The sequence below is a fragment of the Streptomyces sp. NPDC043427 genome, assembly GCF_056436655.1.
The window spans coordinates 379,625-396,954 of the sequence record NZ_JBWKCC010000003.1; the positions used below are offsets into that span (position 1 = coordinate 379,625).

Annotated in this window: 15 protein-coding genes and 2 pseudogenes; 7 read left to right on the forward strand and 10 right to left on the reverse strand. The window is 68.9% G+C overall.

Annotated elements, in window-relative coordinates; all coding sequences use genetic code 11:
* Positions 1-55 precede the first annotated feature (55 nt).
* The 4 genes and pseudogenes from AC067M_RS09055 to AC067M_RS09070 all read right to left on the reverse strand — a co-directional run bounded on the left by AC067M_RS09055 (position 56) and on the right by AC067M_RS09070 (position 4,267).
* Positions 56-1,891, reverse strand: a complete 1,836-nt coding sequence (locus tag AC067M_RS09055) for a family 43 glycosylhydrolase (RefSeq protein ID WP_478696330.1) — start codon at positions 1,889-1,891, stop codon at positions 56-58.
* Between the two features lie 67 nt (positions 1,892-1,958).
* Positions 1,959-2,279 (reverse strand): annotated as a pseudogene (locus AC067M_RS09060) (non-reducing end alpha-L-arabinofuranosidase family hydrolase); the annotation flags it as partial.
* 74 nt (positions 2,280-2,353) lie between these two features.
* Positions 2,354-3,829 carry an arabinofuranosidase catalytic domain-containing protein gene (locus tag AC067M_RS09065; RefSeq protein WP_478696434.1) on the reverse strand — a complete coding sequence of 492 codons (1,476 nt, stop codon included), beginning with the start codon at positions 3,827-3,829 and terminating at the stop codon, positions 2,354-2,356.
* 180 nt (positions 3,830-4,009) lie between these two features.
* A complete protein-coding gene (locus AC067M_RS09070; protein WP_478696331.1) occupies positions 4,010-4,267 on the reverse strand; it encodes a hypothetical protein in 258 nt (85 codons plus the stop codon).
* A gap of 121 nt (positions 4,268-4,388) precedes the next feature.
* Between AC067M_RS09070 and AC067M_RS09075 the strand changes: the two genes are divergently transcribed.
* Positions 4,389-5,087, forward strand: coding sequence for a sulfite exporter TauE/SafE family protein (locus tag AC067M_RS09075; protein ID WP_478696332.1), 699 nt, complete (start codon positions 4,389-4,391; stop codon positions 5,085-5,087).
* A gap of 301 nt (positions 5,088-5,388) precedes the next feature.
* Here AC067M_RS09075 and AC067M_RS09080 read toward each other — a convergent pair whose 3' ends face one another.
* The 4 genes from AC067M_RS09080 to AC067M_RS09095 all read right to left on the reverse strand — a co-directional run bounded on the left by AC067M_RS09080 (position 5,389) and on the right by AC067M_RS09095 (position 9,221).
* The gene (locus tag AC067M_RS09080; protein ID WP_478696333.1) at positions 5,389-5,556 is read right to left on the reverse strand and encodes a hypothetical protein; all 168 of its coding nucleotides are present in this window, start codon (positions 5,554-5,556) and stop codon (positions 5,389-5,391) included.
* 19 nt (positions 5,557-5,575) lie between these two features.
* The gene (locus AC067M_RS09085; RefSeq protein ID WP_478696334.1) at positions 5,576-6,877 is read right to left on the reverse strand and encodes an MFS transporter; all 1,302 of its coding nucleotides are present in this window, start codon (positions 6,875-6,877) and stop codon (positions 5,576-5,578) included.
* Positions 6,874-8,052, reverse strand: a complete 1,179-nt coding sequence (locus AC067M_RS09090; RefSeq protein ID WP_478696335.1) for a PLP-dependent cysteine synthase family protein — start codon at positions 8,050-8,052, stop codon at positions 6,874-6,876. The genes AC067M_RS09085 and AC067M_RS09090 overlap by 4 nt, the downstream gene beginning before the upstream one ends.
* A gap of 791 nt (positions 8,053-8,843) precedes the next feature.
* A complete protein-coding gene (locus tag AC067M_RS09095) occupies positions 8,844-9,221 on the reverse strand; it encodes a hypothetical protein (protein WP_478696336.1) in 378 nt (125 codons plus the stop codon).
* Positions 9,222-9,482: 261 nt separating this feature from the next.
* Between AC067M_RS09095 and AC067M_RS09100 the strand changes: the two genes are divergently transcribed.
* The 4 genes and pseudogenes from AC067M_RS09100 (at position 9,483) to AC067M_RS09115 (ending at position 13,198) form a co-directional block, all read left to right on the forward strand.
* Entirely contained in the window at positions 9,483-9,851 is a 369-nt protein-coding gene (locus tag AC067M_RS09100) for a BlaI/MecI/CopY family transcriptional regulator (RefSeq protein WP_478696337.1), read from the forward strand.
* Between the two features lie 221 nt (positions 9,852-10,072).
* Positions 10,073-10,918, forward strand: a complete 846-nt coding sequence (locus AC067M_RS09105) for a DUF5134 domain-containing protein (RefSeq protein ID WP_478696338.1) — start codon at positions 10,073-10,075, stop codon at positions 10,916-10,918.
* Positions 10,919-11,124: 206 nt separating this feature from the next.
* Positions 11,125-11,421 (forward strand): heavy-metal-associated domain-containing protein, encoded by a 297-nt coding sequence (locus AC067M_RS09110; protein WP_478696339.1) that lies wholly within the window; start codon positions 11,125-11,127, stop codon positions 11,419-11,421.
* A 109-nt stretch (positions 11,422-11,530) separates the two neighbouring features.
* Positions 11,531-13,198, forward strand: a pseudogene (locus tag AC067M_RS09115) (heavy metal translocating P-type ATPase).
* Positions 13,199-13,329: 131 nt separating this feature from the next.
* Here the strand turns inward: AC067M_RS09115 and AC067M_RS09120 are convergent.
* Entirely contained in the window at positions 13,330-14,295 is a 966-nt protein-coding gene (locus tag AC067M_RS09120; protein ID WP_478696340.1) for a pirin family protein, read from the reverse strand.
* Positions 14,296-14,431: 136 nt separating this feature from the next.
* Here AC067M_RS09120 and AC067M_RS09125 point away from each other — a divergent pair, with 136 nt between their 5' ends.
* The gene (locus AC067M_RS09125) at positions 14,432-14,779 is read left to right on the forward strand and encodes a tetratricopeptide repeat protein (RefSeq protein ID WP_478696341.1); all 348 of its coding nucleotides are present in this window, start codon (positions 14,432-14,434) and stop codon (positions 14,777-14,779) included.
* Positions 14,780-14,874: 95 nt separating this feature from the next.
* On the opposite strand, the gene AC067M_RS09130 is transcribed toward AC067M_RS09125, so the two are convergent.
* Positions 14,875-16,317, reverse strand: coding sequence for a PepSY-associated TM helix domain-containing protein (locus AC067M_RS09130; protein ID WP_478696342.1), 1,443 nt, complete (start codon positions 16,315-16,317; stop codon positions 14,875-14,877).
* A gap of 162 nt (positions 16,318-16,479) precedes the next feature.
* On the opposite strand from AC067M_RS09130, the gene AC067M_RS09135 reads away from it, so the two are divergent.
* Positions 16,480-17,127: a peptide deformylase gene (locus AC067M_RS09135; RefSeq protein ID WP_478696343.1), complete on the forward strand. Its 648-nt coding sequence runs from the start codon at positions 16,480-16,482 to the stop codon at positions 17,125-17,127.
* Positions 17,128-17,330: the final 203 nt, after the last annotated feature.

The following is a 17,330-nucleotide window of genomic DNA, read 5'->3' on the forward strand; positions in this document are numbered from 1 at the left end:
GCCCTGGACAGGGTCGGGCGCCGGGTTGCCGGCCCGGGCCCGACCCTGTGTTGGTTCAGCTCTTGCCGGTCAGGCGCCAGACCTGGTTCTTCTTGGTGGCCAGGGCACTGGCGGAGTCACAGGTCCACTGGTGGACCAGTGCTCCGACGGCGGTGGAGATCTCGCTGACGTCCACGCACTTGCCGCTGTGCACCGCGACGAGCTGGTAGTCGTTGGCGGCGACCTGCCGCAGCGTGAACTGCTGGTTCGTGCCGCCGTGGCAGGTCCACTGGTGGACCGCCGCGCCGTCGTCGGTGGAGACGCCGCGGATGTCGAGGCACTTGCCGCTGTAGTGGTTCACCAGGAAGTAGGTGTCCGCCACCCCTGGCACCGGCTGGAAGTCGAACCGCTGTTCCTCACCGGCGCCGCAGGTGTACTGCCGGTACTGAGTGCCGTCGGCGGTGCTCTGGTTGGGGTCGTCCAGGCAGTACCCGCTGTGCTGGGCGACGGCGGTTGACGAGAAGGCGGGCTGGCCGGTGGTGAACTGCCACCAGTTCATATTGAACAGGTACCCGCTGCCACCGGCGAAGCGCAGGTACAGATCGTGGGTCCCGGTCGCACCGGTAACAGGGCACGAGACCGTGCTCCAGGTCTGCCAGCCTCCGGTGCCCGACACAGTGCATGTCCCGACCGTTGGCCCAGTAGTACTGTCCAGGTGCAGCTCAACTCGGCCGCCGCTGGTGCTTGAGGCCGCCCTGGCGGTGAACGAGCTGGCACCGGCGCCGAATGCTACGCCCTTGACCTTGATGTAATCGCCGTTTTCAATCCAGCTGATGTTCATCCCGCCCTCGCTGGAGGGTTCGGTTTCGATGCCGCTGCCCCACGCGATGGTCTCGGCTTCCTGGCGGACATAAGGATCGAGCGTGCCGGCCTGCGGCGCCCCGGCCGTCGTCATATTGATCGTTGGAATGGTGCCGTCGGCGTTGTAGCTGAACTTCTCCACCGCGACCGACCGGGTGAAGCCACCGCCGCCCGGCAGAGCGCCGTTGTGGTAGAAGAAGTACGAGCCGCCGTTGAAGTCGATGACGCCGACGTGGTTGGTGAAGCTGCTGCCCTGCGAGGGCATGATGGTGCCGCGATACGTCCACGGTCCGGTCGGGCCGGGCGAGGTGGAGTAGGCGATGAACTCAGAGCAGCATTTCGCCGCGAACACCATGTAGTACAGGCCGTTTCGCTTGTAGAACCACGGGCCTTCCTCGTACAGGGTGGGCCGGTTCGCATCTCCCGTGCGGGTGCCGAACCCCGCGGTGGTCAGCGGTATCTGCGTCGGGCTGCCGGAGTACGAGATCATGTCGGCGTTGAGCCGCACATACCACAGACTCGGGTTGCCGTAATACAGGTAGGCTTGTCCGTCGTCGTCGATGAAGACGGTGGGGTCGATTTCGGAGTTCTGGATCAGTGGACCGCCGAGCGCGTCGCGGAACGGCCCGGTGGGGCTGTCCGAGACCCCGACTCCGATGGCTTGCGATCCGTTGGACATTCGCACCGGCACATACCAGTAGAACTTGCCGTTGCGGTAGACGGCCTGTCCCGCCCAGGCGTCCGCGCTGGCCCAGCTGAAGGTCGCCAGGCTCATCGGCGAGCCGTGATCAGTCCAGTTCACCATGTCTGACGAGGACCACACCCGCCAGTCGCGCATCGTGAAAGACGTCGGCGTCGAGTTGTCCTCATCGTGTCCGGTGTACAGGTAGACCCGGCCGTTGTAGACCAGCGGTGCCGGGTCGGCGGTGTAAACGTGTTGCACGATCGGGTTGTCTGCCCGGGCCGCGGCCGGAAGAAATGCCATCATGCATAGAAGGCTTATCGTCAAGGCGAGGACGCGTTTCGACGACCGCTGAAGTGTGAATGTCACTGTTTGAGTCCTTTATTCCGTTGGGATATGAAGGGGTGGCGTCGGCGGGGACCGAGAAGCCGGACCTCTAGCGCTGCAGTGTCAGCACGCCCGGCCGGTACGGCAGGAGGCCGTAGTCCATGCCGTCGGTGCTGGGGTCGCGCCCCTGGTAGAGGAACTACAGATTGCAAGGGTCAACGGTCTGGGTCTGGTCGGGGTTGGTGCGAACCAGATCGCCGTGGCTGATGTCGTTGGTCCAGGTCGCGCCGCTGTTGGCCTTGCCGGCGAAGGGGTTGCTCTGGGTGTCGGCCTGCGGTGTCCACGTGCCGCCGAGGCTGGTGGCCGTGAACGAGCGGAAGAAGCGGCCGCGCCAGTCCTGCGCTTCGACGATCATGAGGTACTGGTTCTGACAGGGCGAAGCGGTGCCGCCGCCTTAGAGCGGCGGCACCGCTTGTACCCGTCAGGCCGGCGGCCGGGTCTGGTTCATCGGTAGCCGGCGGCGGCGATGTTCGCCTGGACCGCATTTTCGGTCGCATCCGACGGGTAGCCCGAGACCATGGCACCCTCGTAGAACGTGCCCGCGCTATCGTTGATATTGCCTACGTCGGGTGAGCAGCAGTCGCCGCCACTGCCCAAGACGATGGCGCCTTGCTTCTTCATCGGGCTGTATACGTTGGGCTCGTTGGGAAGCGCGCCGTCCCATAGGGTGTACAGGCTTCCGGCCTGGGCATTGCTGCCCTTGATCGCGAATCGCGACGTCCCGTTGTTCTTGAGTGTCGCCGTGACGAACTTGCTGGTGAACGCCTGCTGGTTCGGGTTCCACGTGCTGCTGCCACCTGGGAACAGGCCCCATTCGAGGTCGGCCTGCACCCAGGGTCCGGTTCCGGAGCAGCCGCCGAACCAGCAGCTCGTCCCGAAGTAGATGGCGTCCATGGCACCTGGCCCGTCGGCCTTGCGGGTGGTTTCGCTGTTGCCGTAGTCGAAGCAGCAGCCGCTGTTGACATGCGTACCGCTGGTGACCATATACATGCCCTCGGGTGCGCTGCCCGTCGGGACACCCGTCAGGTGGCCGTCGCGCCAGTAGCTGTTCCCGGGGTTGATGTATAGCGAGTAGGCCTTGCTGCCACCGACCGTCAGCGATTCGGTGGTCGCTACGGCCGGGCGGCTCTGTGGTGAACCTGGGACCACGCTGGAACCCTGGTACCACAGGTCGTTGCCACGCCCGGACTGATCGAACAGGACCGTGATGACACACGTGGTGTTTGCGCAGAAAGAGTCCTGGGCCGCCGCGTTGGCGACGCCGCCAGGGGTCAGTACGCCGATGTTGCGGGTTGTGTTGTCTGAGGAGCGTCTGACCTGATACAGGTCTCCGTTGTAGGCGCTGTAGAGGGCGCGCGTTGTGCTGTGCGCCGCCACGCAGGGCGTACCACCTGCGCCGTAGATGTCGCACGGGCCGGAGCCGGTGCCCCCATCCACCTGGACGAGTTGCCACTGCTGGTTGGTGCCGCCCCAGTCGCTGTACTGCACGACGTTGGCGCCGTCGTTGGTCGCCGCGTTCTGGACCTCGACCGCCTTGTTGCTGTTGCGGTTGATCAGCCGGACGTAGCCGCTGTCGGAGTCGGCCAACCGGAACTGCTGGTTGGCGCCGCCGTGGTCGGTCCACTGGTGGATGGCGGCACCGTCGGCTGTCGACCAGCTGGACACGTCGATCACCTTGCCCGAGTGCCGCGCCTTGATCCGGTAGTAGCCGCCGCCGGAGTCCACGAACTGGAACTGCTGGTTGTTGGCGTTGGTGCGGGTCCACTGGACGACGTTGGCGCCGTCGGCGGTGGAGTAGTTGTAGACGTCGAGGGCCTTGCCGCTGTTGCGGTTCACCAGTACGTACCAGGCGGTGGTGTCCACCGTGGCGGCCGACGCCGGCGTCGTGGCCACCGCGAGCAACACGCCCACAATCGCCATGGCTGCCGCGGCGGCCACCCCCGACCGCCACCGACGACGCCACCTCGCGACGCGCGCAAACCCAACCGACATAGCGTCTTCCTTCCCTCATTGGGAACGCCGACATGAGACGGGCCGCATCGGCGCGGACGCCGACGACACCAGCGCACGGACAACTGCCCTGGAAGTGACGTGTTAGCGCTAACATTTCCGAGGACGAGCCGTGCAGGAATATGTGGGGGTGTAGGTGTTGAGTAGCCAACCGGTGGTGCGACTGAACGCACCACGTGGCACTGTGAGCGATAACATCGGCCGCGTCAAGATATAACGAGAAGGTTTTCGGAGGAAGTCCCTCCGTTCCATCAGCAGTTCGTGTTCCAGCGGGTTCGCGAAGGAGATGCCGAGCAGGTGCACGAGGAAGCCCGCGCCGGAACCCCGGGCCTGCATGCGGATGCCCATCTCCCGTATGCCATCCACGACTTGAGCAACCGTCAGGGCGTAGGAGGGGCCAGCCCAGTGTGTTCAGTACCGGGAGCTCGTCGTCCAGGCGGGCCCGCATAGCTGCAGAGCGGTCGTAGTCGTGGCGGACCATCGCCGCCTCGCACCGCTCGCGCAGCACCCGGGCGGACGTGCCTGGGGCCAGACTGATGACGCGCTCCTCGGGGAAGTGCACCCGGCCGATCCCGAGATCGGAGTGCGGGTCGAGGTGGCACTCGGAGGCGGTGCGGGCGGTGGTCGCCAGCAGGTGCGCGGCCCCGCCGTGTTCCTGGCCGGCCGCGCGGGCGACCTCCTCGGCGAGGTCGGCCATCTCGGCGGCGCTCTTCAGCGACCGCTCACCGTTGCAGGTTCGGCCGGGCTGGATCGGGGTGAGCAGCCGGGCCGAGTCCAGGCGGGCGAGTTGCACCCGCGCGCACTCACCGGCCTCGCCCTGGCAGTCGGGGTGGTCTGCGGGATCTACGGCATCGGCGGCGGCTCACTCCTCGGCCCGATCCTCGCCGGACGTGGCCTGCCCGTCGCCCGCGTCGCCCCGGCCGCGCTCGCCGCCACGTTCGCCACCTCCCTCGTCGGCGCCGCCACATATGCGGTGCTGTCCTTTGTGAGTTCCGGTAACGTCGCCCCCGACGGGTGGCTCGGACTCGCCTGCGGCACCGGCGGCCTGATCGGCGGCTACCTCGGCGCGCGCCTCCAACCCCGCACGCCCGAACGGGCCCTACGCCTCCTGCTCGGCACCCTCTCTGTGGCCGTGGGCGCCCTGTACACCGCTCAGACCCTGAACTGAGCTGACGTCGGTCGGGGCCTACGACGGATAGCACGCAACCGGCGTTCGGCATTGACAGGCCACCAACTTGAAGTTGCTGGCATGGGGCTGGTTCGGGCTGTCGGTCGTGTTCTCGTGCTGGTCGTAGGGCTACGGGAGGCGGTCGGACACGGACCAGACGGCGGCGTGCGATGAATGCGAGGGCGGCTGCCGATGCCACCCCCACGCTCGTCGGTACCGCGGCGGCCATCGCCCTCGCCGCACTCCAGATGAGCCAGGGTTCCCTCTCCGCCTTCGTTCCCGGATCGCAGCCGCGCAGGCATCACTCGAGCTCGTCGAATGCGCCCTCGACTGCGATCAGGAGGACTTCACCCAGTGTGCCGATTTCCAGCAGGTGCTGGCGGATCGTGTCGGCACGGAAGCTGCCGTACGCGTCGCCGTCTGAGCCGCTTCGCCCGACACGTGTGCGGCCGATCCAGTTCAGCCGCACACGGTCAGCGGTCAGTCGGTCAGGCGGCGATGGGCCGCGGCTCGGCTGCCGGAGTCGCCAGACGGCCAGTACGGTGCAGGCCGTACAGGGCGGCCGCGCAGGCGAGGCCGAGCGCGCACAAGGAGATCCACGGCAACGCGGGCATCCCCGCCTCGCGGGCGGCGTCGAGCGCCGCGCCGGTGAGGAGGTTGCCGAGGGTGATGCCGATCCCGCAGATGGTGTTGTAGAGCCCGTAGTGCGTGGCGACGAGACGGTCGCCGGAGAGGCGGACGATGGTGTCCATCTCGAAGGGGTAGGCGATCATCGTGCCGATGGCCAGCAACAGCGCGGCCAGCATGGGCGGTACTGCGGCCAGCAGCCACAGACCCACACCTGAGTCCGGGACGGGCACTGCGGTGGCCAGCAACAGGGGCACAAAGGCCAGGCCCATGGCGGCCAACCCCCGGGTCAGGGCCTCGCCCGGCTCGTAGCGGGCCTTGCACCAGGCGGTTACTCGCGTCTGGCCGACGATCGTGCTCAGCCCGGAGACGGCGAAGAGCGCGGCCACCGCGGCTGTGCCGAACTCACCGTCACCGCCGACCCGTCGTACCTCCAGCGGCAGTGCGAGATACACCTGGAAGGAGAGGACGTACGAGCCGATCATGGCGCCGGAGAAGAGCAGGAACGGCCGGTTGGCGAGGATGCCACGCCACTGGGCCAGTACGCCGTCGCGGTCCTGCCCCGGCTTGCCGCCCTTGGAGTCGTCAGCCCGTCGCGTCGGCAGGGCCCGGATCTGCACGATGCTGAGCAGCGCGAAGATCCCGGCTGCGACCAGGCAGGTGAGGCGGAAGTCCACGCCAGTCAGCATCATGCCCACGAGGGGGCCCAGCAGGATGCCGGCCTGGTAGAAGACGTTGAACAGGGCGAACGCCTCGACTCTGCGCTCCCCCGCGTCCGCGGCGAGGTACGCCCGGACGGCCGGGTTGAACAGTGCCCCGGCGAGCCCGGTGGCCGCGGAAGCGGCAATCAACGCGGCAAGTGAGTCGACCAGGCCGAGCGTCGCGAAGCCGACCGTGCGCAGCACGCACCCGGCCACGATCATCGGCTTGTAGCCGAACCGGTCGGCGAGCGTCCCGCCGACCAGGAACATGCCCTGCTGGCTGAAGTTCCGCACGCCGAGGACCAGTCCGACGATCCAGCCGGCCAGTCCGAGGGTGCCGGACAGGTGAGCGGCCAGATAGGGCATCAGCATGTAGAAGCCCAAGTTGATGGTGAACTGATTGACCATCAACAGCTGGACGCTGCGTTCGTAGCTGCGCACCTGTGCGAGGGTGCCCTTCACCGGCTCTCCTCCACAGCGTCGGCGTGGCCGCGCCCGGCGTTCTCGCCGGTTCCTTCCTTGCGGTCCAGTGCGTCGAGCACGTCGGATTCCTGTGCCGGCTCAGCCAGGGTAAGCGGGTCGACCACGGTGGCGCACCGGGTCCAGCGAGCGACCTCCTTCTCGTCCACGCGTCCGATCACCTCCGGTTCCGGAGCAGGAGGGGCGTCGAGGAGGCCGTGCGCGGCGCAGTAGTCGTCGTCGAAGACCGTCCCGAGGTAACGCTGGGGGCCGTCAGGGAAGATCGCGGCGATTCGGGTGTCGCCGGGCAGGGTCCGGGCCAGCCATCCGGCGACCAGGGCTACGGCACCGACGCTCCACCCGCCGGTGGCGTAGTGCGAGCCGGCCAACTGGCGGCAGGTCCACACCGCCTCGGCCGGGGCCACCCAGTGGACCTCGGAGAAGGCGTCGTAGGCGACGTTGCGCGGATAGATGCTCGATCCCAGGCCCCGCATCAGCCGTGGCCGGGCCGGCTGGCCGAAGATCGTGGAGCCGATGGTGTCGACGCCGACCACCTTCAGCTCGGGGTAGAGCTGCTTCAGCACGCGGGAGACGCCGGCGGAGTGGCCGCCCGTGCCGACACTGCACACGAGGACGTCGATGTGGCCGAGCTCGGACGCCAGTTCCAGGGCGAGCGGGGTGTAGGCGGTGGTGTTGTCCGGGTTGTTGTACTGATCCGGGCACCACGAACCCGAGTGCTGAGCCATGAGCTGCTCTACGCGCTCACGGCGAGCCTGCTGCCAGCCGCCGGTGGGGTGCGGCTCGGAGACGACGTTGATCTGGGCGCCGTACGCGGTCAGCAGCCGGGTCATTGACATCTCCAGGCCGGGGTCGGTGACCAGAGTGACCGGGTGGCCGTACACCATTCCGGCCAGGGCGAGGCCCAGTCCGAGAGTGCCGCTGGTGGACTCGATGATCCGAGCGCCGGGGCGCAAGTCGCCCCGGGCGCGGGCCCGCTCCACCATGTGCAGACCCGGCCGGTCCTTGATGCCGCCAGGGTTGAAGCCCTCCAGCTTCGCCCAAAAGCCGCGGTCCGGGTGCGTCAGGGGCTGGGACACCCTCAGCAGCGGCGTGTTGCCCACCAGCGCCGACAAAGCGGACCGCTCGGGCATTGCGGCGGTGTTCGTCATTGACTGCATGTCATTTCGCTCTCGCTCGATGAATACGCGGTGCATGTTCTTCACGCGCCACAGCCGCACAGCGGACGGTCACTCCGTCCGAGGCTGTGGGGCCGTCGCGCGGCAGCCGAGCGGGGCCGGCTGCGAGCGAGAGGTCTAGATACGCCACCGCGAGGTGCGAACAAGCACGGTTCTACCCGTACGTCTTACGCGGGTTCGGAGCTGCCGACGCTGGGGCTGCTGCCGTACGAGGGCCTCGGGAACGTCGGCGAACGCGGCAGTCCCGACCTCAGCGGGTGCATTGTGAGCGGCCTGAACCGTCGTACGGGCAGCCCCGTCCAGGCCACACTTCTCGACCCCATGGTGTCGATGCGGCCCATGAGGCACCACATCGCTCGCCACCGCGGGCCATCCGGAGGCCGTGGTGGCGGTGGGTGTCAGCCGCCCCTCCTCTTCGAACTGCCCGTGCGTGAGGGCGCACAGCCCGAGCACCACGAGCAGGGCTCCGGACAGCAGAGCAAGAAGTGGGCGCCGCCGACGCGAGTCGGCCAGGGCACGCACGTCAGGCGTGGGGGTGCGGGAGTGTGTCGACACAGGTCCTCCGTGCGCTCGCTCCCTTCGGCCACAGCGGCAGCCACGGCAGAGGGAGACGGCAGGCATGGGTGGGGGTAGTACGGCCTCGACGACGCAGAGCCGGAGTCACCTCCATTTGCGGGAGATCCGGTGCTCGTCGTGCACGAGCCGGCGAGCCGGCCCCACACCCGTTGACAGGGGTGGCCGGAGCAGCCGAAGGAAGAAGAGGACTACTGCTTCTAGACCTGCTGAACCACGGACAATCTCTGAGCCGTCGACGACGCTGCAGACATTGCCGGCTCGTTGAAACTCGGCCTCTCCGAGACCCGCTCGACGTTGGTCGATTCGCTGACCGACACTGCAAAGCGCGGCGGCGTCAGCACAGGACCCTGCTGCGGCTGGCCGGAGACGCAGTGCTCACTTGTATGCGAGGAGCCATGACCACCGCCCTGCTCGCCTGTCGCGATCAGCCGGGGCGCGGTCTGCTCGTCCTCGGCTCCGAGGATCTCCTCGTGCAACAGGGCCACGGGTGCTGCAGCGCTGGTCACCAGGTGTCCTTTGGTGCTCTCGGCGCTCAGTCCATGGGTGGACACGATGCCGAACAGCAACACAGCCATGGCCAACACACGCAGCAACGGACCCGCAGACGCGCGAGCCCGCACCAGCCGCGGGAGTGACCAAGCCGTAATCATGCCGTGATACTAACGGCTCGTAGACCTTGGTCCGTCAACTCCCGCACCGCAGCGCGTTAACGAGCCACACACATGACCGGTTTGCTTCGGCGAGGGCCCCGGACGGTCGACCATGACGCTCCCGACCTGCGCCCCGAGCGTGCGTTCTACTGTGAGCCTACGTAGAGCGGCGATCAGGGAGCGACCATGCGGCGGTTGGGGGAACTCGAGGCGGAGATCATGGACCGCCTGTGGCGTTGGAAGCGCCCCGCGACGGTTCGGGAGATCGTCGACGACATCAACAAGGAGCGGCCGCTTGCCTACACCACCGTGATGACGGTGGCGAACATCCTGTACAGCAAGGGCTGGCTGCTGCGCGACAAGCAGGGTCGCGCCTGGGCGTACTCTCCAGTCCGCACGCGCGAACAATACGCGGCCGCGCTGATGGAGGATGCACTCGGCGCCAGCGAGGACCGCCCTGTGGCCTTCGCCCACTTCCTGGAGCAGATGGGCCCGGAAGAGGTCAGCGCGCTACGCAAGGCACTGCGCAACGCTGGGCGAAAGGATCGCTCCTGAACGGGGCTCACCAATCGGGCACTCATTCTGCTGCCGATCAGCAAAGCCCTCACTGCCTTTCGCCCCTGACTACTAACCCACTTAGCAGATACTGAGCACTCCTCCACCCCGGCGCGTACTAAGTCCCAGCAGTCACCACTCACGTGGCTCAGCGGGACGCACAAAGAAGGGTGGACATGGGAACTCTGACTCTGAGCTGGTCCATAGCGGCGGTCTCCGCTATGGTCGCCGCCGTCGGCGCGGTGCGGGTCGTGACCACGAGCGGCGAAAGCCGCTATGCGGCGGGCGGTGACCTGCTGATGGGGCTGTGCATGGCCGCCATGGCCCTGCCCGCGACGGCAGCCTGGTACGGGGGCCTCGGCATGTGGTGGTCGGCGTTGTTCGCCCTCCTCGGGCTTGGCGCCATAGTGCTGGCCGTTAAGCACACGCGTGAACGCGGCTGGAAGGAAGGCCGCCACTGGGTACACCTCATCGTGGGCAGCATCGGCATGGTGATCATGACTCTGGCCATGACGACCACGTCGTCCGGACCCGTCCTCGCGCTGGGCAGCGGTCATGGCCACGGTTCCGCGATGCCGGGCATGCCGGGCATGGAAGACGCGGCGGGCATGCAGCACTCGGCCGAAATGGAGGGCATGGCCGGCATGGAGTCGCCGCACGGGATGGGTGCGGCGCACATGAGCGGTCACGCCGCCGCAGGAGCGGACGCCTCGTCATCGTCTTCCCTCTGGCGTTTCGTGATCGCCGCGCTCGCCGTCTACTTCCTGCTGTCGATCGCCGCATCGGTTTGGGCACGCATGCGCGGCACCGACAGGACCGTTCCCACGGCAGGCCGAGAAAACGGTCGGCGCCGCAGCTGGGGGCGCTGGCTGCTCTCGATGCCGGACACGGTCGTCGTCTTTCTGGCGTCGCTGACGCTTTCCGTGTGGGACAAGGCACGCACCACGGAACGAGGTCGCCACGGCGGACGTCGCCGCAGGACCGGCGCCACCCCGGAGGCAGCCCTAGCCGCTCACGTCGGCATGGGCGGGACCATGTCCGCCATGCTGCTCATGATGGTCGCCTAGCGGCTGACGGCTCCGGCGACGGCGCGGGCCAGATCTGCTGGACCGAGACGGGCGCAGTGCGTCGCAGGAATCGTCAGAGGCGGGAGATGTGGGCGGGCCCACATCTCGCGGATACCCCGGGGGGGTATATTGTCGAGTCGTTCGGGAGGAGCGGGGATGAGCTCCTCCCGAAGCGTCCACGCACCGACACCCGAGGATGAAAAACCATGACCGACCAGAAGAACTCCGGCTCCTGCTGCTCCACCGACGGTTCGTGCCACTCCGGCGCCGCGACCGACACCCAGGGCGGCGGGGTCACCACCGTCTACAAGGTGTCCGGCATGACCTGCGGGCACTGCGAGGGCGCGGTCTCGCAGGAGATATCCGCGCTGGACGGCGTCACCGCGGTAACGGCGGTCGCCAAGACCGGTGAGGTGACGGTCACCTCTGCCGCCCCGCTCGACGAGGAGGCCGTCCGTGCCGCCGTCGACGAGGCGGGTTACGAGCTCGTCGGCGCGGCGTGAGCCCGTCCGGGGTCAGGCGGCCCCGGACCACGCGTTTTCCTTCCCGCCGGGACGTGCCGCTCCGCTGATACGGACGCCGTACGTCCCGGCCTTCGACAGGAGAATCTCCATGACCAGCACGGCTCCCGAGAAGACGCTTCCCGACAAGGCACCCGCGCCCGTCTCCGAGGTCGAGCTCTCCATCGGCGGCATGACCTGCGCCTCCTGCGCGGCCCGCATCGAGAAAAAGCTCAACCGCATGGACGGCGTCACGGCGACCGTCAACTTCGCCACCGAGAAGGCGAAAAATCTCCTACCCGGACGGCATCGAAGTCGCCGACCTCATCACCACCGTCGAGATAACCGGCTATACCGCCGCGGAGCCGCCTCCTCCCACTCCCCCGGGCGGTGACGAGGGCGAGGACCGGGCCGCTCGGCCCGCTGCGGACCACGAGTCGCTCTTTCTGCGGCAGCGTCTGTTCGTGTCACTCGCACTCTCGGTGCCCGTCGTCCTGATGGCGATGGCGTCGGCCCTGCAATTCGACAACTGGCAGTGCTGTCGCTGACTCTGGCCGCCCCGGTCGTCGTCTGGGGCGCGTTCCCCTTCCACAAGGCAGCCTGGACGAACGCCCGGCACGGCACGGCGACCATGGACACACTCGTGTCGATCGGCACGCTCGCCGCGCTCGGCTGGTCGCTGTGGGCACTGCTCTCCGGGGACGCCCGCATGCCGGGCATGCGGCATGGCTTCGAGTTCACCATCTCCCGTTCCGACGGCTCCTCCTCCATCTATCTGGAGGCCGCGGCCGGGGTGACCACTTTCATCCTCGCCGGGCGCTGCCTGGAGGCGAGGTCCAAACGCAAGGCGGGTGCGGCACTCAGGGCACTGCTGGAACTGGGCGCGAAGGACGTCTCCGTGCTGCGGGGCGGCACCGAAGTGCGGATCCCCGTCGCACAGTTGGCAGTCGGCGACCGCTTCGTCGTCCGCCCGGGCGAGAAGATCGCGACCGACGGCACCGTCGTCGAGGGCGCGTCGGCGGTGGACGCCTCCATGCTGACCGGCGAATCGGTGCCCGTCGGCGTCAGCGTCGGTGACGCCGTCAGTGGGGCGACCGTGAACGCCGGTGGACGCCTCGTCGTCGAGGCGACCCGGGTCGGCACCGACACGCAGCTGGCCCGTATGGCGAAGCTCGTCGAGGACGCCCAGAACGGCAAGGCCGAGGTGCAACGCCTCGCCGACCGGATCTCCGGCGTCTTCGTCCCCGCGGTCCTGCTGATCGCCGCCGCCACCCTCGGGGCCTGGCTCGGCGTCACAGGTGACGCGACCGCCGCCTTCACCGCTGCCGTGGCCGTCCTGATCATCGCCTGCCCGTGCGCGCTCGGCCTAGCGACGCCGACCGCCCTCATGGTCGGTACGGGACGCTGTGCCCAGCTCGGCATCCTGATCAAGGGTCCCGAGGTACTGGAGTCCACCCGCCGCGTCGACACGGTCGTCCTCGACAAGACCGGCACCGTCACCACAGGCCTGATGCAGCTCCAGGACGTGTTCACCGCACCGGGCGTGAAGGAAGGCGAACTGGCGACCTCGGCGAGTGTCCGGCCCTGCCAGTTCCCATGTACATGTCCCGCAGCGGCGGTTCAGGCTGGCAGCGGTCCGGACACCACCGAACCTGCAAACGCCTACGCAAGCGCCGAAGCCGGGGAAAGGATCTCTCACCCCGGCCTGACGAAGTGTCAGAAAAGTCAGCATTGGGTCAGCAAGAGTCCTGCCACAGCTGCCTACAGACAGCCACACTAGGGAATCGCCAACCGCACCGGCTTGAGCCGGCCGGCTGTTCGGACGGCTTCCGGGCAGGCAGGTGGAAGGCAGTAAGAATTACCCGACCGCCTTCCTCCCGGCGGCCTCCAACGCTGACGCGTTCCCGCAGGTCAGCGCACTCTTCCCCGCGGTTTCAACGGCACCGGCGGCCGCTCGGGGGCCGGCAGTGGATCCCCGTCGTACCCCTTCACCTCACCGAATCTTGACCCTTCCATCCAGTCCCGACGGGCCTGTGCGATCTCCTCTTGCGACCGTCCGATCCAGTTCCAGAACATGATCAGCTCCTCCTCGAACGGCTCGCCGCCCAGCAGCATCAGGCTCGCGTCCGACTCGGCGCGTACGGGGAGTTCGGTGCGGCCGCAGCCGAGGTAGAGCATGGATCCGGGCAGCAGGGGCACGCCGTCGACGTGGGCCTCGCCGGACATGGAGAGGACGGCGTACTCGAAGTCGGGCTCCAGGGGCAGACGTACGTCCGCGCCGTGGTCCAGGGTGAGGTCGGCGCCGACGATCGGGGTGTACGTCGTGCCGGGCGAGGTGGCTCCGTCGAGGCCACCGAGGATCAGCGTGGCCTTGAGGCCGGGGGCCGTGACCACCGGCAGCTCGGCGTGGTGTTCGAAGTGCGGATCGGTGTGGCGGTGGTTGTCGGGGAGCGCGACCCACAGCTGGGCGCCGTGCAGCAGGCGGGCGTGGGACTTCGGGCTCTCCTCGGAGTGACTGATGGCCCGGCCCGAGGTCATCAGGCCCAGTTCCCGCGGACGGATCGTCTGCAGACTGCCGGTGGAGTCACGGTGCAGCACCTCACCGTCGTGGAGCCAGCTCACGGTCTGCAGGCCCATGTGCGGGTGCGGGGGCACCTGCATGCCGGGCTCGTCGGCGATGTCATCGGGGCCGTAGTGGTCGACGAAGCACCAGGCACCGACCATGCGGCGGCCCAGGTTGGGCAGCAGGCGCCGGACCTCGGTGGACTCGCCGAGCTTCACGCGGCGAGGGCTGAGAAGTTCGCGGACCGGCTCCGCGACGACGAAACCACGGCCGCCGCACACGGCGGGAACCGCCTCGCGATCAAGATTGCTCATGTCGCCCAACCTAGTCCTGTGGGAGCCGTCGCGTCAGCGCGTCCTCGACCGGCGGCGAAGGGGCCCCGCGCCGCCCCCATCACATAGTGGAATATTGAACCAACCTACTCCGTTGTCGGCCTCGAAGGAGGTCAGCGTGGACATCACGTACTACGACCACGGAACACAGGCGGAGCGCTGGGAGCGCGCGCGGATGTTCTTCGACGCCAAGGACTACGCCGCCGCGGCCCGCGTCCTGGACGGGCTGGTCGGGGAGGTGCCGGAGCAGACAGGACCCCGGCTGCTGCTGGCGCGCGCCTACTACCACTCGGCCCAACTGCGGCGCGCCGAGGCCGAGTTGCGCGTCATCGTCGAGCGTGACCCGGTGGAGCACTACGCGCGGCTGATGCTGGGCCGCACCCTCGAACGCCAGGGGCGCCCCGAGGAGGCAGGACCGCACCTGCGCCTCGCCTCGGCCCTCGCGGGCGACTTCGACGAGATCTGATCCCACCCCTCCGTTCCACACGGGCAGGGCCCGGCTCCCCCACGGAGCCGGGCCCTGCGCGCTGTCACGGCGTGGCGCCACGCCCGTGCCTGCCGCTACGTCGCCTTCCCGTACGTCCGCCGCCCCCGCCGGTACGCGATCTCCCCGAGAGCCACGTCCGCCACGACGAACGCCACCAGCGGAATGCCCAGCAGCGGTACGAAGTAGCCGAGGACGGCGACGGCGGCCGCCAGCGGGACGAGGATCTGCGGGGGCACCTGCTGCCAGGCGCCGCGCGGGATCGGGCGGCCGAAGGCGGACCCGCGGCCGCGCTGCCACCACATGCGGTAGCCCCACACGATCAGCAGGATCAGCGAGAGCGCCAGCAGCATCAGGGCGATCTGGTTGACCAGGCCGAAGAGGACGCCGGTGTGCAGGTCGATGCCGTAGCGCGTCAGCTTCGCCAGGACCGGGTAGTCGGCGAACCGCAGGACGTCGGTGACCTCGCCGGTCGCCGGGTCGATCGCGACCGAGTCCTGCTTCTCGGGCCAGCTGCGCTGCACCTGCTTGACGACGTAGGCGGAGGAGGCGTCGGCGGGCGGAACGATCTCGACCGGGTCGCCGAGGCCCTCGGCGCGCGCGGCCGCCAACACCTTGTCGAGGCCGACGCCGTGCCCGGCGTCCCCGCCGGAGCCGGAGCCGGCCGCCGCGCCGTGGCCCGCGTGATCGCCGCCCGCTGCCGTCGACACCGACGGGGTGGAGTGACCGAGCGAGGTGCGCAGCTCGTCGATGTTGGCGCCGGCGTACGTCGACCAGGTCAGGCCGGTCGCCGAGAGGAAGAGGAACCCGACTGCGGCCCACACGCCGACGCTGCCGTGCAGGCTCAGGGTGCGGCGCCGCCCGCTCGTGCCGCGCACCTTGCGCTGGGCGCGGCGCCGGGAGAACCACAGCACCAGGCCGCCGCCCGCGATCACCCACAGCCAGCTCGCGGCGAACTCGCTGTAGAGCCGGCCGTTCTCGCCGAGGTGCAGATCGCGGTGGAACTCGTCGATCCAGGTGCGCAGCGGCAGCGCACCTGAGGCGCCGTACTGTTCGAGGTCGCCGCGCACCTTGCCGGTGTACGGGTCGACGAACACGGCCAGGGTGTGGGTCGGGTCGACGCCCTCGACACCGGACAGCAGCACCCTGGTCGTCGCGTCGGCCTCGGGGGAGGGACGTACGGCCGAGACCGTGCCCTCCGGGTGGGCCTTGCGGGCGGCTGCCACCTGCTCCGAGATCGGCAGCTTCGCCTCGCCCACGGACACGGTCATCTCGTGGGAGTACACGAGCTTCTCGGCCTGGAACGCGCCGGCGTAGAGGAATCCGGTGACGGCGGCGACAAGCAGGAACGGCGCGACGAAAACGCCGGCGTAGAAGTGCAGTCGCAGGATCAGCGGACGCAGCGGGGCCCATCTGCCGGGGGTCGGCGCGGGGGCGCTCGGCTGCGGGGCCTCGTCCGATGGGGGTCCCCCCGCTGGAGCGGAGCCGGAAGTGGGGGAGGTCGAGGAAGCGGTGGTCATCGGCGGGTTTCTCCGGGGTCCGGGGCCTGTCTCAGCCCGTGTCGCTCCAGTAGTCGGGGTGCGGCGCCGCCGAGTTCCCGGCGAATTCAGTGGTCTGCGTCACACCAGAGCGTTACGCCAGAGCGCACCGGTCGTCGTGGGAGGCCGTGGCATCCTGGCGCGATGGCATCTTTCCCTGACCGCGCGCCCCTCGCCGAGCGGGTCGAGGAACTCCTCGCCACCGACGGCCCGTTGCCCATCGTCGCGGCCGGTGACCCGGTGCTGCGGCACGGCACCGAGCGCTTCGAGGGCCAGCTGGAGCCCGCGCTCCTCGCCCGTTTCGTCGAGGCCCTGCGCCGCACCATGCGTGCGGCGCCGGGCGTCGGCCTCGCCGCGCCGCAGGTCGGCGTGGAGCTGCGGATCGCGGTCATCGAGGACCCGGCGCCGGTTCCGGAGGAGATCAGAGTGGTCCGGGGCCGGGTGCCGCAGCCGTTCCGGGTACTGGTCAATCCGGTCTACGAGCCCGTCGGCACCGCCCGTGCCGCGTTCTTCGAGGGCTGCCTGAGCGTGCCGGGCTACCAGGCGGTGGTGGCGCGGCACGCCGAGGTGCGGCTGACCGGCGAGGACGAGCACGGGCGCCCGCTGGACGAGGTGTTCACGGGCTGGCCGGCACGGATCGTGCAGCACGAGACAGACCACCTCGATGGCGTCCTCTACCTGGACCGGGCCGAGCTGCGCTCGCTGTCCTCGCACCAGGCGGCGGCCGAGTACTGGGCGCAGGCGACACCGGACCGGGCGGCCGCGGCCCTGGGGTTCCGCCTGCCGGACTGACGGCCCCGAGCTGAGAACCCCGGACTGAGGCCCCCGGGCTGAGGGCGGGTGACACCCGCGATCGGCCCGTGGCGCGATCGGCCTGTGGGGAGGGGCGCGTTGTCCTACCGCGACGCGGAGTTCTGGGCGACGCCGCTTCCGAGGAGCAGGTACGGCCGCTGCTGCCCGCCGACCCGGCGATACGCCCGCCTTCCACGACGTGG